We start from the raw sequence: 21896 nt of genomic DNA, 5'->3' as shown, positions 1-21896 counted from the left end.
ATGATTTAACAGGTTTTTTAAGTTAAATGAAAATAATAATATGTAAATTTTTACTTTACTCATGTATTACCAGAAAAGGAACAGAAGTGTGATAGCTAATTTTTTCAACTTTTGGTCTAAACAGAATTCGTTGTATAAAATTCAAGTTTTTTGCGACCATTACAATCATATCTAAATTGCAACTTTCAACAAAATGTTGAACGGCAATGTCTAATTTTTTTTCTTTTAGAATATGAAATGAAAAGGCAATATTTTTAAAATATTCTTTTAAAAATTCGCGATTTTTTAATTGGTCTAAACTTAGCCCGTTACCTTTAGATGCGACGTATAAAAACCGAATGGCAGAATGATGTAGTAAGATAATATCTTTAATCTTTTTCATAATTTCAGCATCATACCCTATTAGAAAATCTGTAGGAAAGCCTATCTCCTTTGGGTAGTGATATTGTGTTTTTTCTGGTATTGCCAGCACGGCACAAGGCACTTTTGTAATTACATTACCTGTATTGCTACCAATAGAAACTGCTTTAGTACCAGAAGCTCCTTTAGTACCCATTATGATTAATTCAATTTTTTTATTTAATACTTCTTGCTTTATAGAATCGGTAAAAAAGCCATAGACGGCTACTGTATGAAACGCATGCTTAGTATTTGAGGGTAGTTTTTGAATTTTTTCAAGTAATGATTTTAGCTTTTTTCTACTTTCGGTTAAAATACTCTCTTCAAGTATTTCTGGAGGTATGAACATGGTGGGTTCATTACCTGAATAGGGTTTAATAGCATTTACATGAATCAAGTAAAATGTACACTTAACTTTATTAAATAACGATACTCCATAAATAAGGGCATTCCATGCATTTTCAGAGAAATCTGTTGGTATCAGTATGTTTTTCATAGAGTGCAGTTATTTATATCTATTTGAAATTGAACCTTATTTGTTCTGTCATTATTATTATGCATGAGTCAAATGGTCTAATTCTAACCATGCTAAAGCTGCTGGTCCTAAAACTGCTTCGGCACTGGTTGCATTCGATAATAGTACCTCGATTTTACCTTTATATGCATTAAACAAACGTTTCTGCATATGTCTTTTTATCGGCTTTAGAAGAATATCGCCAGCTTTGCTCAACCCTCCAGACAGTATAAAAGCCTCTGGGTCTAAATGGGCAACGGTATCGGCCATTTTGCTTCCTAGAATTTCACCCGTTTTTTCAAAAGCTGTTAATGCAATTATATCTCCCTTTAGTGCAGCATCAGAAATATCGGTTCCCGTCATTTCCTCAAAATTTATTTTTCTTAAAGGTGAATCTTCACACCTATCTGCCATTAATTCAAATACGGTTCTTTTAATACCGGTTACCGATGCATACGTTTCTAAACAACCTTGTAATCCACAATTACACATCCTTCCGGCAGGGTCAACATTTACGTGGCCTATTTCACCTGCAGTACCATGTTCTCCAATCAATAGTTTACCGTTTACAATAATTCCGCTTCCAAGACCCGTACCTAATGTTAGCGCTACAAAATTTTTCATTCCTTTTGCAGTTCCATAAAGCATTTCTCCAAGAGCCGCTGCATTTGCATCATTATCTAACGAAACTGGTAGATCGAATGTTTGCTGAATAATTTTTTTTATAGGTGTAATACCTCCCCATTTTAAGTTTGGTGGATTTTCGATTTGCCCCGTGTACGAATTGGCATTTGGGGCCCCAACACCTATAGAAAGTATTTGTATTTCGTCATTCCATTTAAATATCAATGCTTCTGCCTCTAACTTTAATTTTTCCATAAAATTTGAGAATGGATTTTGGGCATTGGTCTTAAATACAATTTTATCTAAAACCTTACCTTCTCTATTTACAAGACCTACTTTGGTAAAGGTTCCACCTATATCAATGCTTAATACTACCTCTTGCGACATTTTATTATGATTAAAAGTTTATGATTCTTTTCTATCGTTATTTTAGGTGAAATGTATTTTTTTCCGAATTTACATTCTAACAGTTATGCCGTTACAGAATCTCTTTTTTCATCTCTATTTTTATCCGGCACTTGCTGATTATTGGGTATTGTCATAAAAGGAATTGCAATATGGCACCCAATAGAGTCGACATTTGATTTTTCTCTAAGCCTTTCCAAAAAAGAATGTTTTCTATTCATCATTACCAATAGATCAGGTTTGTTTTCTTCAATATATTCATGAATTGCATGTGGCATTAATTTTCCTCTTTCCTCAACAAAACTTGGCTCAAGCTTTTTAAAATGATCTGCAAGAACTTTTATATTCATCTTCTGTTCATCGTTCAAATCATACTCTTCTTTAATATGTAATATGGTTAATTGAGCTTTAAGAGTATTTGCAAGTGCAAGCAGGATCTTCAAATTTTTCTTTGAATATGATTGTCTATAATTTGTTGGGAAAACAATAGATTTTATTTCTTTAAACTCATATCCAGAAGGAACTGCCAACACAGGAATTGTAGATTTTCTAATAATATGTATCGTATTTGTTCCCAGAAAAATTTCTTTTGCACCGGTTGCACCTTGTGTACCCATAACTATAAAATCAAATTTTTTAGTTTCGGTAAGTTCTTTTATTTCGTTTGTGAGAGTATTAAAGGCTGATATGGTTTTAAAGGTATGTTTGGTGTTATCATATTTTAGTTTTATATCTACAAGTATCTTATCTAGACCTGCTTGAGCAATATCGACGCCCTTGTCAGGAACAGCGCTAAAAGTTGGTCCGCCAATTATATAATCTATTCGGTAGAAAATAGGGGTATAGGTATGGAGAATTTGAAATTCACATTCCTCATTTTTAAAAAAATCTAAGGCAAAGCATATTGCGTTCCACGCGTTATTGGAGAAATCGGTAGGCAAGAGAATCTTTTTCATAGCTGCGTATTTAAATATTATCTTGGTAGGTTCTGCATGACCAAAAATGGAATTTTTGGGTTTAATCCAATATCTTCTATTGTTGATTTATAGAGCATATCTTCAAGAAATGAGTGTCGTGCATTGACCATTACCAATAAATTAATGTCATTTTTTAGAATGAATTCCATAATGGCCTCACCCTTATTTTTAATCGGTGAACGTTCATGAAATATAAAGGCATCTGGTAATGATTCTTGTAAAAACAGCTTGTTGTCAGTTTGTCTATGACTCAAATCTTCAAAATCTGAAATATAAAGACAATGTATTTTCGATTTAAATTCAGCAGCCAACGTATTTAAGAGTTTAAGCTCTCTACGTTTATATGGAAGCATATAATCTGTAGGAAATAGAATTTTTTTAGGTTGTTGATATTCATAGTTTTCTGGAATAGCCAGAACAGGACTTGAAACATACTTAAATACTTGTACGGTATGGCTCCCAAAGGTTATTTTTTTATTTGCGGTTTTACCCTGGGTACCCATAATAGTTATATCAACATTAATTTCGTTGACAGCATTATTTATGGCATCTACTAATGCTTCAAAAGATGATATAAATTCGAAATGGTGTTTTGGGTTGTGGTAAGTATTGGTGAGATCCGTTACTAATTTTTTCAATGTCTTATTTACATAAGTACGGGTTATTTTTTTTTGCTCTTCTATTGAATTACCTCCGTTGTTTTTAAATGGACCGTAGACCTCGTCTGCATATGCATGTAAAAAATAGAAGTTGGTACGCTCACATTTGTACAGTTCAAGTGCATATTTTATGGCATGCATTGCATTAACAGAAAAATCGGTCGGAATTAAAACTGTAGTCATACTATTTTTAATGAGTACTTAAAATTATTTCTCTCATTACTTGATTGCAATGACATAGGTCATTACAAACATGTAAGAACATATAGAATGTTTATTCTTGAAGCGATAGTAGCGGAATGCTTGTTTTAAAACTAACTTCTTCTACCGTAGTATCTAGAAATAATGTTTGCAATAGATTATAATCTTTTGAAATCATTATTATAAGATCGGCATTCAGGCTTTCTGAGAATGATTGAATTCCATGTTCGATTTTTTTAGACACTACCCTGTGAAAGCTGACATTATTTGGTATTTTTAAAGAGAGACGCTTTGCAAATTGTTTTTGAAGTACTTCAATTTCCTCTAAAAGTGGAATTTTCGATTTGGTAACATATAATAAATTGATATGTGTACTCTTAGAAGTTATATAGTTTGAAATTTTAAATAAGGTGGTATCGTCATAGGTAATTTCAAAATCAATTGGTAATACTACTTGTTCAAAGTCTTTGAACTTTGTATTTTCTGGAACTACTAGTGTATCACATTCTACATTTGTAATTACATCGCCAGAACGGCTACCAATGAAAAACTCTTTAATTTCAGAAGCGCCTTTAGTACCCATTATTATGAGCTCTATTTTCTTTTCTTCAATATGTCGTTGAACCGAAGATAAAAAATACCCTTGTTCGCAAATTGATGTAAAATGATGATGTTCTTTTTTTGAGGAAACCGCCATTATAAACTTTTCTAAGTCTTTTAATTTTTTATTTATGGCTTTCGGCTCTAATTCAACTAGAATATTTGTGCCAAACTCATAAATAGGCTTTTCTGTAAATTTAGAACCCTCAATGTTGACGTATAGTAAATAAAACTGGCAAGGAGTTTCTTTAAAAAAATCAAGTGCATAACGTATGGCATTTTTTGAGTTTTTTGAAAAATCTGTTGGAATCAAAATTTTTTTCATAGGTCTTACTTTTTCATTTCATTCCATGAAAAATACTTTTGATAATAGGTAATAACAATGATTTTAATCATTGATGTTTTAGCAAGTACATTCTATTTTTAAAATTTTTAACGGTGATCTACTGAAAATGGAAAATACATATCAAATTAAGAGTGAGCTTTATAAAAGCCTAGGCAAATTATTTTACGCGGTTGCCATATGTGATGGCAGTGTTTATTTAAAAGAATGGGATAAAGTTGAAGAAATGGTAAAAAAATATTGGCGTAAGGTTGATGATATTAAAGATAGTAGCGGTGCTGATTTAGCAGATGAAATTGAAATTGTTTTCGATTGGCTTTTAGAATATGAAAAGACTAGCGATGAGTGTTTTGAAGAATTTGAAGAATTCTATGAAAAAAATCCACAGGTCTTCACTAAAAAAATCAAATCATTGATTAAGAAAACCACTAGAGCAATTGCCAATTCGTTGTTGAAGAAAAATAAATCTGAAAAAAAGATTTTAAAAAGAATCGATTTGTTATTAAAATAGTACGTTGTTTTAGCGAATATGTTACTTGATATTGTTCTTCAGCTATTTAGATTTCAAGGTCAATACAGGTAAATTTGCATGGTTGGCTATATCTTCTCCAATGCTTCTACTACCTAAAAGAAAATGGGTAAAAGGTTTTCTGCCTCTTGTTGGTATGGCCAGAATATCGAAATTGCCCTTTTTAGAATAGTTCATTAGTCCGTGCTCTACGCTATAATCGTTGTAAATAGTAACCTCTTGCTCAATAGTGTTTGATTTATAAAAGAATTTTGATATTCGCTCTTCTATCTCGGTATTACTGTTAAAATCGTAATATGGCGTATTAATGTAGATTAGATTTAGTTTGGCAGAAAAACTCGCTGCAAACTCCCTTACATTTTTATAGGCTAAAATTGAACTATCTGTAAAATCGCATGCGAATAATATGTTTTCAACTTTAAAATCAGAATTTGGTGTTTTAACGACAAGAACAGGTACTTCTGATGATCTAACTACTTTTTCAGTGTTGGATCCAACAAAAACATCGCCTAGACCACTGGTACCATGCGAGCCCATTACAATAAGATTAATATGCTGTTCTTGGGCCACGGTATTCAACTCTTTAAAATCTTTATAATTTTGAATAATTTCTCTGACTTTTAAATGTTTTAGATAGGTTTGGTTCAAAAAGGGCTTAAAACGTTTTCTGGCTAGGTCCATGTAATATTTTGCTTCTTCATATTCTTGGGCTTCATCTTTTGCAAGAATTGCTTCAGAAATACCCATCATATGCAATACAATAATTTCTGCCTGTACTTGTTTGGCGATTTTCGCTGCAATATGTAAAGCATATTCAGAATGCTTGGAAAAATCTACTGGGACTAATATTTTTTTCATGTTATATAGCTTTTTTACGCTGTTGAAATTTTTCTTTACGCTTTCTCAATTGACGGTCAAGATCCCTTAAAGTATTGGCGGCAGATTTTTCAAAGTTGTTTTCGTTAGATTTTGCAAATATTCTAGGTCCTGGTGCACTAAGTTGTATTTCACAGATTTTATCATTGCCATCTGTACTGTTTCCCAATTTGAAAAAAACCTCGGCATGAATCATAAACTGATATTTGTGTTGAAGTTTTTGAAGATTACGGGTTACTATTTCACTTAACGAGTTGCTTTCTGGCATATGAAGGTATTGGAAATTGACGGTCATAAAATTTTATTTTTGGTTATGTTCAAAAATATTAATGTCGTTCTTTTCTTAAAATGACTTGTGTCATTTCAGTACCTGACTAAAATTTTAAAATTTATGCCTCATCATAAAAACAAACTACTATGGCACTTAATTTTAATAAATATGCAGCAGAGGGTAATACTTTTATAAAGGACTACGCCAAAGAAATGAATATGGCTGATGATACAGATAAAGCAGGTAGAATTTTTACGGCAATTATGCATGCACTTAGAGATATAATACCAACGGAAGAGTCATTACAGTTTATATCTCAATTACCAATGTTTGTAAAAGCGGTCTATGTGAATGGGTGGGCGGTTAAGAAGAATAAACCCAAAATAAAAAAGATGGAAGATTTCTTAGATTTGGTTCGTTCTCATGATTATCCGGCAGCAACTAATGATTTTGAATACAACAACGATGTAGCTGAACGCTATGTAGACACAACCTTTATTTATCTTAGAAAATATATTTCTTTGGGTGAAATGGAAGATTTGAGAGACAATTTGCCTAAAGATTTAAAAAGTATGATTTACTTAAATATGATGTTTTAAAAGTAATATCAAATTGGCAGTAGTAGTAAATTAGTACACATTAATAGTATGCTAATATCTTATTTTTTTAGTTTACTACCTATTTAGATAGGTCTCTAATTTATCATTTACTGCCAAATGAAGCATAAGATATTTTAATAATCAATGAATTCTTTTTATTGGAAATAGAATAGGGTAATTAATTATTTTATAACACCTTCTTTTTCCAATTGTAATATTATTCTTTTAACGTAGTCTTCAATAGTAGAAGTTATGTTATTTGGATCAACAATATTAAATGTACCCACCCAAACTAATGATTCGTCATCACTGGTCTTTAAATTGTAAATGGAAGTTTCGATATGAAAAATTTTATAATTTGAGTAGTATTCAGGTGTGTAGTATACATTTTGAAAGCGATAATAGTAACGACCAAATCGATACCAATTATTACCAATTGTATAATAGCCAGAACTATAATCCTGTTTGTCATCTATACCAACTACTGCGGTAATTGCAATAGCGTCATAGCCCTTGTTTAACAGTTCTTTTTTAAGGGAGTCTATTTCTGAAAGATTTTTTTGTGAATCGGTAAATGTAATGCTGATTTCTTTTCTACTTTCAATCGCATTTATACCTCTAAGATAAAGGGCATTTTTCATTTTCTCCTCAAAAATTTTACGAGCCGTTAAGTTATTCGTTATACCAATAACCAACATTTTTTCGGGTTTGAAGACCGTAATTTCCTTGTTTTTCCAACTATCTATAAACCTTGTTGAAGAGCAAGAGGTCAATAGAACAACCAGTATTATATAGCCTGTTGTTTTCATCATTTTAGTTTAAAATTTGTACATAAAACTAGAATGTTAATTAGCATATTAAAATGATGTAAGTCATCCTATACTCAATTACATTGGTACAATTGAAGACAAAAACGATGTTCACATGACCAGCATCATTTTTAAATACACTGTAGCGGAATATTTTTGTAATATCATAAAACCCAATTATCATGAAATATTTTATAATAACATTTTTTCTAGTAATTTTTTTCTTACCGGTTACGATATGCGCACAAGATTTAAAGGATATTGATGAAATTGCCCCTTTTAGTGAAGGTTTTGCAGCTATAAGAAGAGGAGAACAGTGGGGCTTTATAAATGATAAGGGAGATTTGGTAATACCTTTTAGGGATGATATTTATTGGGATAAAAATGCGGATACATCTAAACTAGATTTGTCTGGTGTACGATATCCTATGTTTAAAGAAGGTAGATGCTTAATAAGTAAAACTGTAGAGGACGGTATTACCGTTGTTGGTTTCATTGATACAGATGGAAAAGTTATTATAGAACCACAATTTTTAAATATTTATCCATTTAAAGATGGTTACAGCACAGGTGTCTTATTTGATAAGGCATATAAGGGTGAGAATGAATTTAAACTAAAGATTTATGATTTAAAATTCTTTGATGTATTGGTGGATACCTCTGGTCATATTGAAGAATATTTTGAAAGACGACACAATATTCAAATGACCAAAAGAAGATATAAATTACCACCAATTATGGCAAAGCGTTTAGTAGGTGACTTGGTAGCTTTACATATTGAAGGTGATGGCTGGGAAATTCGTAAAATAGAATACAAGTAAACAAGAATATATTGACCACTATACATTTCAAATTATATCATCAGTAATTATTTGAATGTATGTGAATAACTTCCGACCGATAGAAGATAACAATGATAAGTTGAGACATATGAAAACTAAAATAATTATGCTGTTGCTTGGCTTTCTCTTACTTAATTGTAAAGATCGAACACCGGCTATAAAACAAATAGACAATACTAGTGTCACACAAGAAAAAGAAATTACGCCTGTTCCTTCCGAAATAAATGATTTGGGCGAATTTATTAGTATTGCTTTTTCAGACTCCTTAACAGTTGATGATGTTTTTAATTTTAAAAAGATAGATTTAAATAATGTTGTTACCAGTATTGACATGACACAATCGGTACTACTTTATAAGAAAATGACTAAGCGGGAAAAGGCAACCTCTTTTCCAATTTTTGAAGTTAAGAATACTAACAATGTAATTTTGCCCGTACAAGGTCTAGGTTTTGGTGGTCCTATTTGGGCCATAGTTTTGTTAGATATAAATACATTGGAAATTAAAAATATAGCATTTGACCATTTTGCTGAAAGCGATGGGTATGGGGCAGCAATGACTCATTCTACTTTTGAAGATGAATTTATTGGTACAGTTATAAATTTAGAAGATGATACGTTTATGATGCAAAAAAACTTGGATAGTAGAATTGATGACGGTGTAATTATTGACGGAATATCTGGAGCTACCATGACTAGTTCTGCAGCAATTCAAATGGTCGACGAAGGGTTGAAACGGTATAAAGAATACCTAAGACCCTAACAGTTGTAAAATAGAATAGAATCGTAATTGAAACTATAAATTATAGGTTATCGATTTATTGATCACCTATAAAGATGTAAAAGATAAAAAATAGTGCCGTTATATTCTCACTCTTCAACAGGTTTAAGACCTTTCCATCTTCTCAGATTTGGTAGTTTGCTGTGTGCCAAAATAGTGGCATCTTCTCTTCGCATTCCTCTTTTTTCTTCAAATGCGATATTCTGTTCTATTTTTTGATCAAGTGTAATACCATGATCTACAAATTTACCTTTTACAAAACAAAATCGGCAGTAGTCCGTGTTAACAGTGCTATCTTTATTCGTGCCGAAATCAATTAAATGATACATAGGCATTCCACAACTTTGACAAATATTAATTGATGGTTTCATTTCTTTATTTTTACGTTATTACTTTAACAACCAATAAGTTAGTTTCATTAAATAGTTTATTAAATGATTTTGGTCAGGCAGGTTATTTTTTTCTTATAACTATCGAGGCGAATAAGCCTAAGCCATCAAAAGCTGGGTTACTTGGGTGATTATAACCGAGACCATTAGACAAATGAAATCTGTTTATTCCGAAAACTATTTGTTTATTATCGTCAAAATGCATTGCTATACCAACACCTGGTCTTGCTGTAAAATTAAGTTTGGTACCCTGGTAAGGAAATCTTTCAAACGTATAGAGTATACCACCGCCCACATCAATAAACATCTTTATTTTTCCTGAATGTAAAAGATACCACCTCAGAAGAAAAGAAGTGCCAAGCCCAAAACTTTTTTGTCTAGTTTTTAGTAAATTTTCATCTGATCCTATTACTTGAAAACCATTGGTTGTTGAGAGGTCTAAAAAACTAAAAACTGTCAAATTTTTTAATAGCATTGAACCGTAACCGGCCCGTAGAGAATAACATTCTAAAGAAGTATTAAAACCAGATACGTGCTCAAACCCTAATGAGAAAATTTTTCCGCCTTTTTTATAAAATTCACTGCTGAAATTATGTTGAGCATTTATTACATGAAAGGATATTAGAAAAGTGATTACCAAAAGAAATTGTTTCGGTATTTTTTGAATAGTATCACACTCGTTCTTGGGTATTACTTTATTTAACTGCATACATCTTCCTTATTGAATCCGCATAATTGTAAAATTTGATTGTCTTTGCTACCGTTACGGTAAATAGTAATTCCTTTCAATTTATACTTCCAAGCAGTTTTGTAGATTTCAGATACTTCTTCAAACGTGGTAGTATTCGGTAAGTTTATCGTTTTTGATACAGCATTATCGGTATATCTTTGAAAAGCTCTTTGATGTAATAAATGATGCTTCCATGAAATTTCTAGACTTATTTTAAAAAGGTTTTTTAGGTATGTTGGTATTTCTTTTACATGTTGAATACTACCCTTTTCTATAATTTCAGAACGCAGTTGTTCTGACCATAACCCCAAAGATTTCATTTTGTCAACGAATGTTGCATTTATCTCCATTTGAGTATTATTCTCTAATATACCAGTTCTCTTGAACGCAAGTGCATAAAGCGGTTCAATAGCGTAAGAGGTATCGGCAATTATCGAGATACTACCTGTTGGGGCTATACTATTGCACGTGGCATTGCGCAAAAGCATATGAGGGGAAAAACTACTTTGTTTCCATGAAGGAAAACAGCCTTTTTTCTTTGCTAATAATTGTGAGGCATTATAACTTTTTTCATGAATAAACTTCATAACAGTTTCGGCAAGTTCTACTGCTTTATTAGAAGCATAAGGTATCTCGAGCATAATCAAAAGTTCTGCCCACCCCATAACGCCCAACCCTATTTTTCTATTAGCGAGCGTTATTTCTTGAATCTGTGATAATACAAAGTAATTACAACTTATGACGTTATCTAAAAACCGAATAGCAGTGGTAATGGTTCTTTCAAGCTTTTTCCAATCTATTTCAATATTGGTTGAATTCTGTACTACCATTTTTTTTAAGTTGATAGAGCCAAGATTGCAACTCTCGTAATTGAATAACGGTACTTCTCCGCAGGGGTTGGTACTTTGTATTTTACCTAGTTTATTTAGTGGATTGTTTTGATTAATAGTATCTAAAAAAATAAGTCCTGGATCGCCTGTCTTTAAAGCTTGTTCTATAATTGAGTCCCAGAGTTTTTTGGCACTCAAGGTTTTTGAAACCTTATTTGTGCGTGGGTTGACCAATTGCCAATCTTTGTCTTTTTCAAGGGCGTACATAAAATCATTGGTTATACCTACTGAAATATTGAAGTTCTGTAAACTATGTAAATCAGATTTGGAGGAAATAAATTCTTCAATATCAGAATGATTTATATTTAAGATGCCCATATTTGCGCCACGTCGTTTACCTGCTTGTATAACATATTCGGTTGCAGTATCATATATTTTCATAAAAGAAACAGGACCGGCGGAAGAACCTTCCGATGAAGATATTAAATCATCTTTAGGTCTAATTTTTGAAAAATTATAGCCTGTACCACCACCATTATGATGAATTAAAGCAGCATTTTTAAGAGTGGTGAATATGGCATTAAGATTATCTTCAACTGGGAGTACAAAACAAGCGCTTAGCTGACCATTTGGTAAACCTGCGTTCATAAGTGTAGGACTATTAGGTAGAAATTCAAGATTACGCATTACCTTATAGAATCTATCAAACCATAAATCTTTGTTCTCATTTTCAACACTCGCTATATGTCTAGCAACTCTTTTGAAAAGATCATTAGGTGTTTCGGTTACATCTGTGTTGCGTAAATAACGAGCTTTTAGTATCTGTCGAGCATTTGAACTTAGATTTATCATACAGAAATATTCTCTATTACTTTCTTGAGTTTTTCGCGTACGGTTTCGGCTATTTTTATTAATGCTTCGTTATTTACGGCTTTCATAGACGCCGCTGGGTCTACTGCGGCAATCTCTATAAAGTTCTGCTCTTTTTCTTGTAAAATAACATTACAAGGTAGCATGGTTCCAATTTTGTCTTCTGCATTTAATGCCTCATAAGCCAAAGAAGGGTTACATGCGCCTAATATTTTATAATTATGAAAGTCTACATCTAATTTATTTTTAAGTGTGGCTTTCATATCTATTTCAGTAAGCACACCGAAACCTTCTTTTTGCAGAGCCTCTTTAGTTTTTAGTAGTGCATTGGCAAATGTTGAATTCTTTAATTGCGTTAAAAAATAATAATCCATAATATGATATTTCAAAGGTTTTGTAGTCTTAAGCATTTACGCTTAAATCTTTCTTTGTGCTTGTATTCGCCATGATCCATGAATTCAATTCTTGCACATCATTTTTTTTGCACAGCTGTGTACCTTCTGTCATTGTAGCGGCTGTGCCACAGGCTACACCGAATTTTACCACTTCGGTAAAAGGTTTGCCTTGTGCCAGGGCATAGACCATACCTGCAACCATACTATCTCCTGCACCAATGGTACTTTTTTGATGCACTATAGGGGCCGCAATATATTCGACTTCTTCATTGGTGACCATAATAGCACCTTGCGAGCCTAATGAGATTACCAATATCTCACAAGTATTATTTCTAATAAATTCTTTGGCGACTTCTTCTACATCTAAAAAAGAAATACTCTTTACGCCGCAAAGCGTTGCCAGTTCCCCTAAATTTGGTTTTAATAAATAAGTGCCTGCTTGCGCACCATTTATAAGCGCTTCACCTGAGGTGTCAAGAATAAATTTTGCTTTTTCATTTTGGGCTATTTTTGAGACTTTGGCAAAATAATCTTTTGGCATACCTGGACAAAGACTACCGCTGGCTATCAAAAAATCACCAGGTGCAATTATTGACTCTACTTGCCTTAATGAATTTTTCCATTCGTACTCGTTCACAAAAGGACCGGGCATGCCAAATCTAAACTGTTGGTTGTTCGTTGTATCTGTTACTGATAGATTTTCACGCAACCAACCTGCAATTGGTATTACCTGTTGTTCAATTTCTAAATCAACTAGTAATTCATGCATTTGGGTTCCTGTTGGTCCACCTGCCATATACATACAGAACGATGTACCTCCTAGTTCGTTGATAACACGAGAAATGTTAATGCCACCACCACCAGCTTCAAAAATCGGTGCGGCACAGCGCAGTTTACTATTCGGCTTTATACCTGCCACTGTAGTACTTTTATCAATGGCGGGATTGACGGTAAGGGTAATTATCTTTTTCATCTTTAGTCTTTTTTATTGCTATGATAGAACCAAATGTAATAGTTAGATAAAATTTTGCAAATGACTAAAGTCATTGTTAAACAAATGCTTACGAAATAAATTCATTTAAATTTTTTGTATGAAGGGGTTCTTGGAATTAGGTAAGATTTTAGGTATAAAAATTGAGATACATTGGACGTTCGCCTTGTTGCTCATATGGATTGGATTGGTAGAGTTTGAAAATAGCGGCAACCTTGAAAAAGTTATTATAAGTCAAGGTTTAATTTTGGTCCTTATGGCTTGTGTAGTGCTCCATGAACTAGGCCATGCCCTTATGGCCAGAAAATTTAATATAAAAACAAATTCTATTATTTTATTACCTATAGGTGGTGTGGCAACCTTAGATGAAATACCAAAAAAACCTAAACAAGAATTGTTAATTGCCTTAGCAGGACCAACTGTCAACATAATCATTACTCTCATATTGGCTCTGGTAATTCCTTTACGAAGCTACTTTAACTTTGATACTGTTCTAATTGATGAACAGCTTTATGAACCTACGTTTCAAAATTTATTGTTTTACCTATTCATTGCAAACCTAATGTTGGTAATCTTTAATTTAATACCTGCTTTTCCAATGGATGGCGGTCGCGTACTCAGAGCGCTTTTATCTTTTAGATTAAGTCGTTTAGAAGCTACTAATATAGCTTCGGGTATTGCACAGGGGTTGGCCATTTTATTTTTTATTGTTGGCTTATTATTTAATCCGTTTTTAGTATTGATTGCTTTTTTTATTTTTTTCGGGGCCTACGGTGAAAATCAAATGGTAAAGCAGTATTCTATTTTAGAGGGGCATATTGCAAAAGAAGCTACGCTTACCAATATTACTTTATTGAATTTGACTACAACACTCGAAGAGGTCATAGAACTGGTTTTAACTAGTTCTGAAAAGGATTTTGTGGTTTTCGATAATCAACGAATAGAAGGTGTGCTATATCAGAAAAAAATTATTGAAAATGCACAATCAAGATCTCTTTTAGTGGGTGATATTCTAGATAAGTCAGTTGGTTTTATTGACGCAAACACTCCAATTACAGAGGTTTTGGAACGTATGCAAAAAGAAAAGAAAAATTTCTTTCCGGTTACCGAAAATGGTGAAATCATTGGTGCTATAGACAGGTCTAATATTAGCGAGTTTATTCTTTTAAAAAGTATTTAAAATTAATAGATTACTTCTGATTATAGTTTTCTTCTTCTTTTTATTATTTAGATTTTGGGTTAGTGTAATTCGAAAATTCCAATACTTATTGCATCTATTAATCGTGTTAAGAAACCTCTTCTAAAAGCATCTCTATGATAATTTTTACAACGCAATACTAGAATTTTCAACCACACTATTTTTTTGATTTTAGTATTACTGACGTAGGTCATTTCGTTTTAAAATACGGTTTTTCAGCTTTGTATTCTAGAATATTTTAGGGTTTACAAGTTTTTTAAACTCTATTTAATGTTAACTAAAACTACTATAAATCATGAAAGTAGAACAAATTTATACAGGCTGTTTGGCGCAAGGTGCATATTATATAGAAAGTAACGGCGAAGCTGCAATTATAGACCCATTACGTGAAGTTGAACCTTATATAAAATTGGCAAAAGAGCGCAACGCAAAAATTAAATATGTTTTTGAAACTCACTTTCACGCAGATTTCGTTTCAGGTCATATTGATTTGGCAAAGAAAACAGGTGCAGATATCGTTTATGGTCCAACAAGTATGAAAACGACCTATAATATTATTGTTGGTAAAGATGGGGAAGAATTTAAATTGGGTAATTCAAAAATTAGATTAATACATACTCCTGGTCATACTATGGAGAGTAGTTGTTATTTGTTAATTGATGAAAACGGCAAAGAAACATCTCTTTTTACCGGAGACACATTGTTCATTGGTGATGTTGGTAGACCAGATTTAGCGCAAAAGGTCATAGCTGAGCTGACCCAAGAAAAATTGGCAGGGCACTTGTACGATTCGTTACGTACTAAAATTATGCCCTTACCAGATGATATAATCGTATATCCGGGTCATGGTGCCGGTAGTGCTTGTGGTAAAATGATGAGCAATGAAACTACCGATACTTTAGGTCATCAAAAAAAGACCAATTATGCGTTAAGAGAAGATATGAGCAAAGAAGATTTTATTGATGCCATTCTCACTGGTTTAACACCGCCCCCAGGTTATTTTCCTCAGAATGTGATGTTGAATATACAGGGGTACGAAAGTATTGATGAAGTTGTCAAAAAAGGGACTAAATCATTAAAAGTCGATGAATTTGAATCATTATTAAAAGAAGAATCAGCAATTGTTATAGATACTAGAGAAGCTCAGGTTTTTGCCAAAGAATATATTCCAGATTCTTACAATATCGGTATTGACGGAAGTTTTGCCAATTGGGTAGGAACAACTATTGTAGATGTTAAAAAGCCAATATTGATAGTTGCCGAAAAGGGTAGGGAAGAAGAGGTGGTTACTCGCTTGGCTAGAATAGGTTTTGATAACACCTTAGGATATTTAAAAGGCGGTATTAATGCTTGGAAAAATGCCGGTAAAAAAATAGAGACCATACCAACTATAGAGGTGAAAGCACTTGCACATAAAATGATAGATGCCGATTTAAATATATTAGATGTACGTAGAGCAAGTGAATACAATAGTGAACATATTGAGGGAGCCATTAATGCTCCACTTGACTATTTAAATGATAGTATGACCAAAATAAATAAGAACAAAACATACTATGTTCATTGTCGAAGCGGATATCGTTCAATGGTTTTTGTGTCAATTCTAAAATCATTGGGGTATACTAATTTAATAGATGTTAAAGGCGGTCTAAAAGCAATCAAAGAGCTGGGTAAATTTAAATTATCCGACTATCGTGAACCTACTACAATGCTTTAATTTAAAATCAAGCAAAATGAAAACAAGGTACCAAATATTGATTATCGGGGGTGGCACGGCCGGTTTAATGACAGCTAGTAGCTTATTACGTAAAAACCCCAAGTTACAGGTAGGTATTATAGAACCATCTGAAGATCATTGGTACCAACCCGCCTGGACTTTGGTTGGTGCAGGCACTTATGATTATAATAATACTAAAAGACCAATGGCAAAAGTTATTCCGACCAATGCAGATTGGATTAAAGACAATGTCAACTATATTGATCCAGAGAACAATAGTCTTGGTTTAAAATCTAACCGAAAATTGGTTTATGAATATTTAATTGTTGCACCCGGTCTTAAACTAGATACCAGTTTAGTAGAAGGTTTATCAGAGGCTATTGATAAAGGGGTAGTATGTAGTAACTATACCAACCCGAACCATACCTGGCAAGTTATAAAAAACTTTAAAGGTGGTACAGCATTGTTTACACAACCACCTAAGCCCTACAAATGTGGTGGCGCACCACAAAAGATTATGTACTTGGCCGATGACCATTTTAAAAAAATGGGTGTTAAGAAAAAGACTAAAGTTGTTTTTGCAACCTCGGGCGATGCTATATTTTCGGTCCCTGAAATAGCCAAAACTTTAATGAAAGTAATAGATGAAAAAGGTATTAATATTAAATTTTCTTACGAATTAAAAAAAATAGAAAGTAAGAAACAAATAGCTTGGTTTTTGGTAAGTCCGCAATCTAAAGAGCATAATCCGATAACGCTAGATATTTTAAAAGAGAATGGTTTAGTAGGTATAAAATACAACATGTTACACCTTGTACCACCAAATACGGCTCCAGATTTTATAATAAATTCACCACTTGCAGATTCTTTTGGATGGATGGATGTTAATCAATATTCCTTACAGCATACTAAGTATAAGAATATTTTCGGTTTAGGCGATGTAACCAATGTGCCTACATCTAAAACCGGTGCAGCAATACGCAAACAGGCCCCGGTCGTGGTACAAAATATGTTGTCGTTGATAGGTAATGGCAAATTAAGCTCTAAAAAATATGATGGGTATTCTTCATGCCCTTTTGTTACAGGTTATGGCAAAATGGTATTGGCTGAATTTGATTATACGAAAAAATTTACTCCAGATCCTAAGTTAAAGCGAATGCTCATTAGAGATTCTTCAAAAGAACATTGGCGACTTTGGATTCTTAAAAAATATATACTTCCATATCTATATTGGCACAAAATGCTTAGAGGAAAAGAGGTATAGTTATGTTGTTTCTAAACTTAAATATAAATTTTTAAGGGACAGCTATACAGTTTTATCAAGCAAATTATAGGCTGTAAAACACAGTTGTATTTTTATATTTAATTGAACTATAATGACCTAAATCATTTCGATGTTTTGTTTGATAAAATACATTTGTTAAGAATTTAATAAAGCTATAACTATGAAAAATTTATCCTTATTACTATTATTTACAATGTTGGGAACAAGTATTATCATTGCCCAGGATCAAGTACAAGATCGTGATCAAGACCGGCTCATGATGGTAGATGGCGATGTACTTCAAATTCGAGATCGTGATCAAATTCGTTTGCAAGAACCTATCATTTTAAATGATGGTACAGTGGTCAACCCAGACGGTTCGTATTTAACTAAAGACCGCGAGAGATTAGTTTTAAAAAATGGTGAATGCCTAGATAATGATGGTATCAAGTATAGAAATGAATACCAATATAGATATAAGGTTAAGCGAGAAAATACGGGGTTAAATCAAGATCAGATTAACGAGCGTAACCAAAATAGATATCAAATAATGAATATTGATGGTGAAACCTATCAAATAAGAAACAGGGAACAAAATCGAATTCAAAATCAAATAAATCTTGGTGACGGTATCATAGTAAACCCAGATGGATCTTATCAAAATGAAAAGCGAGAACAACTGCGCCTTAAAGAAGGGGAATGTTTGAATATGAACGGTGCCATGTTCAAAAATCTTTATCAACATCGTAAAATGATGGTTCAAAAAAATAAGATGATCAATAGAAATACGATTAAATCTGGCGTAAAGAAACCTAAGACCATAAAGAAGGGTAAAAATTCAGGTCAATAAAGACATTTTAATACACTAACACTAATTTATCATGAACGTTAAAATTCTCTCTTTTTTGTTGTTCTATGGTTTGCCCATAATTTTAATAGCTCAGAATAATAGAGAATTGGCTGAGGAAATCTCTAACGATATTGAATCATTTTTTTTGATGGATATTAGCTATATCAACGATGCTGTATTTATGGGAAGGAGAGATTCAATAGCGGCACCGTATATATATCCTTCTATAGGTTATTATGATGCATCTGGCTTCTTTGTTGATATTTCAGCATCTTATTTAGTTGGGTCAGAAGATAATAGAGTTGACCTATTTATGCCCAGTTTAGGATATACTTTTAGTGACCTTCAATTAAGTGGAAGAATTTCTGCTACCGCATATTTTTTTAATAAAGAAAGTTATAATGTAAAATCAGCGGTGCTGGGCGATATTTCTGGATTTTTAAGTTATAATCTGAAATTACTTGAAGCAACTGTTATGACCAATATCTTTTTTAATGATGGCGATACGACTGACTTTTTTACTGGGCTAATGGTTAACCGTATTTTTTACGCCGATGATCGTAATTTTTTAATAAATCCTACAATAAGCCTTTATGCAGGATCTCAAAACTTTTATGAGGTGTATTATAATACAAGCAGGTTGGGTAATCGTAGAGGCTCTGGTCAAGGTATGGGAGCAACAAATTTAAATTCAGCAACTACGGTTGAAATCTCAGAAGCGACTAAATTCAATATTTTAAATTTAGAACTTAGCCTTCCACTACAATATTATCATAAGCAATTCATTTTTTCATTGAATCCAATTCTAGCAATACCTCAAAGTAGTGCTACTATTACAACCGAAGATTCAGTTATTTCTGAAGATTTAGAAAGCACATTCTATTTTACTGCGGGTATTAGTTATTGGCTTGATATGGCTAAAAGAACACCTTAATTTTTTTATAGAAATTTATCGGCATGAAATTGAGTATGGCTTGATTTAGATAAGACTGTGAAATATTATTTTTGAAATTAACTTTTTTAAGTTTCAAACTAGTAAAAGAATTCTTTTCTGTATAATCATTCTCGTTGATAAAAAAAGATGGCACGAACTATCACTTTTGATATAATTCGATAAGGGTTATTTCGGGTCTCATACCCAACCTACCAGGAAAACCCATCCATCCCAATCCACGAGTTACATATAGATATTGATTATTTTCTTTGTACAAACCTGCCCAATGTTTGTACTTATACTTAATAGGGCTCCACTTTTTTGTTCTAAAGTTGATTCCTGCTTGCATACCATGAGTATGTCCTGATAATGTTAAGGCAATATTGGTGTGGTGGGCAACTTCTTCTGACCAATGGGTAGGGTCATGAGAAAGTAGTATTTTGAAGTTGGAAACTTCTACGTTTTCCAATGCCTTTTCCAGATCTCCATATTTTTTAAATTCTGGATTGCCCCAATTTTCAACACCAATAATAGATAAAGAGGTATTAGTTTTTTCTATGAATTTTGCTTCGTTTCGTAAAAGTGTAAAGTCTGTTTTTTTATAAAATTGCTGTATCTCATTAAAATTTGCTTGCTTCTCTTTTGGCGATGCCCATTGACTATAATCGCCATAATCGTGATTTCCTAACACAGCAAATTTTCCATCTTTAGCCTTTAGTTTTTTTAGTACCGTGTCCCACCCTCTAAGTTCCCAAGAAAAATTATTTACTAAATCTCCTGTAAAGAAAATTAAATCTGGATGAAGGTCATTTATTTTTTTAATGGCACGTTCTAAAATATGATACTTGTAATTAAAACTACCTAAATGAAGATCAGATATGTGAACTATGCGTACACCATTAAACTGCTGAGGTAAGGTTTCTAATTTTAAATTGATATGATGGACCTTAAAACGGTATACCGCACTAAAAATGGCATAAAGGATAATGAAAAAAGGTAGAAATCCTGAAAAAAGACCTATAACAGGTATAACAATTAATGAGGTTTCTTGAGAAAACATAAAATTAGAAAAGTAGAGTAGACTAATAACGATTACGAAAATTAGTTTGGGTATGAATGAAGAAACCGTTAAACCATATAATTTTGATATTATTAATTGTTGACGTTCTGGAGAAACTAGGTCTAGTTTTATTTTTAGAAGTAGAATAGCGGTAATTAAACCAATGGTAAAAATCCAGAAAAGAATATATATAAGGGTTTTCAAACTTACCGATTCAATTGGTCTTGTTATTGAAAGCAACCAATAGAATGCTAAAATATCAATGCCTAATATGACCAAACATAAAAGAACAATAGAAAATAAAGAATAAGATCGCATGCTATAGTTTATTGTTTAGGTCTTTTAATCTTCTTTTGTCATTTAAAGCAAAAAGAAAACTTTTTACATCTGCCACCCAAGTATCGTACATAAAAATGAGAGTAATTTCTTCAATGGTTTCTAAAAGTCCGATAACGATCATACAATAGAATAGCCAGTAAACGGGACCAAAAAATAAAAACCAAATAATAAATACAGCTTGTATAACAGCAGATATTTTTGCTAAATAAGTATGAAACGCAGTTGCCTTACCATATTTTACGAATGCAATAGCCATTTGAAGTACATAAGGTATAAGAGCTATTGATATCAAAACCACATTCTCTTTAATGAAGTTAACTTCAAAGACTAAAAGGCCAATTAGACCCATAATAAAGGTTAATTGATCTCCTATCGAATCTAATTGCGAACCTCTCTCGCTCGTAATTTTTAGTTTTCTGGCTAAATACCCATCAATAGCATCGGTACTATAACTTATTAGAAGAAACCATGTAAATAGTTTTCTTTCACTGTACCATAAAAGGACTATTAAAAAAGGTATTGCAGCTACCCTATAAAATGAAAACCAGTCTGCGATATTAAAATTTTTAAATTTCCACATAGGTGTTTCTAAACTATTAATTTCTTGCTATTTGTGATATTTTAAACAGGTATTTGTTAGCCTAAACTATAGAAATTATAGGGTTGTGTAAATGATATTTATCATAGAGGTAATTGTTGTAAGCTATAATGAACTTTAAAATTTACTTTTCTTTTATAGTAAGGTTTAATGTTAAGAACATGTGTGCTATAAATTATCTTCTACTAATTATGAGATAGGTTTAAAAAGTAACTGTAAAAAAATATACTGACTGACCTACATCATTTTGAACGCTTAAAGTTGAGTGTATTTTTGGTATATAATTTAATGTATAACCTTAAAAC

Annotated in this window: 24 protein-coding genes; 9 read left to right on the top strand and 15 right to left on the bottom strand. The window is 32.4% G+C overall.

Annotated elements, in window-relative coordinates; translation table 11 throughout:
• Positions 1-55: 55 nt before the first annotated feature.
• From ACEN2N_RS00720 to ACEN2N_RS00700, 5 genes are all read right to left on the bottom strand, one after another.
• Positions 56-895: a universal stress protein gene (locus tag ACEN2N_RS00720; protein ID WP_441822536.1), complete on the bottom strand. Its 840-nt coding sequence runs from the start codon at positions 893-895 to the stop codon at positions 56-58.
• A 57-nt stretch (positions 896-952) separates the two neighbouring features.
• Positions 953-1924, bottom strand: coding sequence for an ROK family protein (locus tag ACEN2N_RS00715; protein ID WP_441822535.1), 972 nt, complete (start codon positions 1922-1924; stop codon positions 953-955).
• Positions 1925-2007: 83 nt separating this feature from the next.
• Positions 2008-2898 carry a universal stress protein gene (locus ACEN2N_RS00710; RefSeq protein WP_441822534.1) on the bottom strand — a complete coding sequence of 297 codons (891 nt, stop codon included), beginning with the start codon at positions 2896-2898 and terminating at the stop codon, positions 2008-2010.
• 17 nt (positions 2899-2915) lie between these two features.
• Positions 2916-3761 (bottom strand): universal stress protein, encoded by an 846-nt coding sequence (locus tag ACEN2N_RS00705; protein ID WP_441822533.1) that lies wholly within the window; start codon positions 3759-3761, stop codon positions 2916-2918.
• 91 nt (positions 3762-3852) lie between these two features.
• Entirely contained in the window at positions 3853-4704 is an 852-nt protein-coding gene (locus ACEN2N_RS00700; RefSeq protein ID WP_441822532.1) for a universal stress protein, read from the bottom strand.
• A gap of 127 nt (positions 4705-4831) precedes the next feature.
• On the opposite strand from ACEN2N_RS00700, the gene ACEN2N_RS00695 reads away from it, so the two are divergent.
• The gene (locus ACEN2N_RS00695) at positions 4832-5233 is read left to right on the top strand and encodes a hypothetical protein (RefSeq protein ID WP_282074326.1); all 402 of its coding nucleotides are present in this window, start codon (positions 4832-4834) and stop codon (positions 5231-5233) included.
• A 42-nt stretch (positions 5234-5275) separates the two neighbouring features.
• On the opposite strand, the gene ACEN2N_RS00690 is transcribed toward ACEN2N_RS00695, so the two are convergent.
• Positions 5276-6109, bottom strand: a complete 834-nt coding sequence (locus ACEN2N_RS00690; protein WP_441822531.1) for a universal stress protein — start codon at positions 6107-6109, stop codon at positions 5276-5278.
• A gap of 1 nt (position 6110) precedes the next feature.
• Positions 6111-6422, bottom strand: a complete 312-nt coding sequence (locus ACEN2N_RS00685) for an HPF/RaiA family ribosome-associated protein (protein WP_441822530.1) — start codon at positions 6420-6422, stop codon at positions 6111-6113.
• Between the two features lie 122 nt (positions 6423-6544).
• Here ACEN2N_RS00685 and ACEN2N_RS00680 point away from each other — a divergent pair, with 122 nt between their 5' ends.
• Entirely contained in the window at positions 6545-6997 is a 453-nt protein-coding gene (locus tag ACEN2N_RS00680; protein WP_441822529.1) for a DUF2267 domain-containing protein, read from the top strand.
• Between the two features lie 182 nt (positions 6998-7179).
• Here ACEN2N_RS00680 and ACEN2N_RS00675 read toward each other — a convergent pair whose 3' ends face one another.
• Positions 7180-7809 carry a hypothetical protein gene (locus ACEN2N_RS00675; RefSeq protein WP_441822528.1) on the bottom strand — a complete coding sequence of 210 codons (630 nt, stop codon included), beginning with the start codon at positions 7807-7809 and terminating at the stop codon, positions 7180-7182.
• Between the two features lie 179 nt (positions 7810-7988).
• Here ACEN2N_RS00675 and ACEN2N_RS00670 point away from each other — a divergent pair, with 179 nt between their 5' ends.
• Positions 7989-8627: a WG repeat-containing protein gene (locus ACEN2N_RS00670; protein ID WP_441822527.1), complete on the top strand. Its 639-nt coding sequence runs from the start codon at positions 7989-7991 to the stop codon at positions 8625-8627.
• A gap of 109 nt (positions 8628-8736) precedes the next feature.
• Positions 8737-9408 carry an FMN-binding protein gene (locus tag ACEN2N_RS00665; RefSeq protein ID WP_441822526.1) on the top strand — a complete coding sequence of 224 codons (672 nt, stop codon included), beginning with the start codon at positions 8737-8739 and terminating at the stop codon, positions 9406-9408.
• A gap of 107 nt (positions 9409-9515) precedes the next feature.
• On the opposite strand, the gene ACEN2N_RS00660 is transcribed toward ACEN2N_RS00665, so the two are convergent.
• From ACEN2N_RS00660 to ACEN2N_RS00640, 5 genes are all read right to left on the bottom strand, one after another.
• Complete coding sequence (locus ACEN2N_RS00660; protein WP_441822525.1) at positions 9516-9797, bottom strand: zinc ribbon domain-containing protein; 282 nt, start codon at positions 9795-9797, stop codon at positions 9516-9518.
• An 82-nt stretch (positions 9798-9879) separates the two neighbouring features.
• Positions 9880-10524 carry an acyloxyacyl hydrolase gene (locus ACEN2N_RS00655; protein ID WP_441822524.1) on the bottom strand — a complete coding sequence of 215 codons (645 nt, stop codon included), beginning with the start codon at positions 10522-10524 and terminating at the stop codon, positions 9880-9882.
• Positions 10515-12227, bottom strand: coding sequence for an adenosylcobalamin-dependent ribonucleoside-diphosphate reductase (locus ACEN2N_RS00650; protein WP_441822523.1), 1713 nt, complete (start codon positions 12225-12227; stop codon positions 10515-10517). Before ACEN2N_RS00650 ends, ACEN2N_RS00655 begins: the two co-directional genes overlap by 10 nt.
• Positions 12224-12619: a DUF302 domain-containing protein gene (locus ACEN2N_RS00645; protein ID WP_441822522.1), complete on the bottom strand. Its 396-nt coding sequence runs from the start codon at positions 12617-12619 to the stop codon at positions 12224-12226. Before ACEN2N_RS00645 ends, ACEN2N_RS00650 begins: the two co-directional genes overlap by 4 nt.
• A 28-nt stretch (positions 12620-12647) precedes the next feature.
• Positions 12648-13613 carry a 1-phosphofructokinase family hexose kinase gene (locus tag ACEN2N_RS00640; protein ID WP_441822521.1) on the bottom strand — a complete coding sequence of 322 codons (966 nt, stop codon included), beginning with the start codon at positions 13611-13613 and terminating at the stop codon, positions 12648-12650.
• Positions 13614-13731: 118 nt separating this feature from the next.
• On the opposite strand from ACEN2N_RS00640, the gene ACEN2N_RS00635 reads away from it, so the two are divergent.
• The 5 genes from ACEN2N_RS00635 (at position 13732) to ACEN2N_RS00615 (ending at position 19594) form a co-directional block, all read left to right on the top strand.
• Positions 13732-14811 carry a site-2 protease family protein gene (locus ACEN2N_RS00635; protein ID WP_441822520.1) on the top strand — a complete coding sequence of 360 codons (1080 nt, stop codon included), beginning with the start codon at positions 13732-13734 and terminating at the stop codon, positions 14809-14811.
• A gap of 313 nt (positions 14812-15124) precedes the next feature.
• Positions 15125-16546, top strand: coding sequence for an MBL fold metallo-hydrolase (locus ACEN2N_RS00630; RefSeq protein ID WP_441822519.1), 1422 nt, complete (start codon positions 15125-15127; stop codon positions 16544-16546).
• Positions 16547-16562: 16 nt separating this feature from the next.
• Complete coding sequence (locus ACEN2N_RS00625) at positions 16563-17810, top strand: FAD-dependent oxidoreductase (RefSeq protein WP_441822518.1); 1248 nt, start codon at positions 16563-16565, stop codon at positions 17808-17810.
• A 181-nt stretch (positions 17811-17991) separates the two neighbouring features.
• Positions 17992-18660 carry a DUF6799 domain-containing protein gene (locus ACEN2N_RS00620; RefSeq protein WP_441822517.1) on the top strand — a complete coding sequence of 223 codons (669 nt, stop codon included), beginning with the start codon at positions 17992-17994 and terminating at the stop codon, positions 18658-18660.
• 31 nt (positions 18661-18691) lie between these two features.
• Positions 18692-19594: a hypothetical protein gene (locus tag ACEN2N_RS00615; protein WP_441822516.1), complete on the top strand. Its 903-nt coding sequence runs from the start codon at positions 18692-18694 to the stop codon at positions 19592-19594.
• 160 nt (positions 19595-19754) lie between these two features.
• Here ACEN2N_RS00615 and ACEN2N_RS00610 read toward each other — a convergent pair whose 3' ends face one another.
• Both ACEN2N_RS00610 and ACEN2N_RS00605 read right to left on the bottom strand, forming a co-directional pair.
• Complete coding sequence (locus ACEN2N_RS00610; protein WP_441822515.1) at positions 19755-20972, bottom strand: metallophosphoesterase; 1218 nt, start codon at positions 20970-20972, stop codon at positions 19755-19757.
• A gap of 1 nt (position 20973) precedes the next feature.
• Complete coding sequence (locus tag ACEN2N_RS00605; protein ID WP_441822514.1) at positions 20974-21573, bottom strand: CDP-alcohol phosphatidyltransferase family protein; 600 nt, start codon at positions 21571-21573, stop codon at positions 20974-20976.
• Positions 21574-21896: the final 323 nt, after the last annotated feature.

The organism is Maribacter spongiicola (genome assembly GCF_052119685.1).
GTDB classification, from domain to species: Bacteria; Bacteroidota; Bacteroidia; order Flavobacteriales; family Flavobacteriaceae; genus Maribacter; species Maribacter spongiicola_A.
This window is presented reverse-complemented; position numbering and strand designations above follow the sequence as displayed.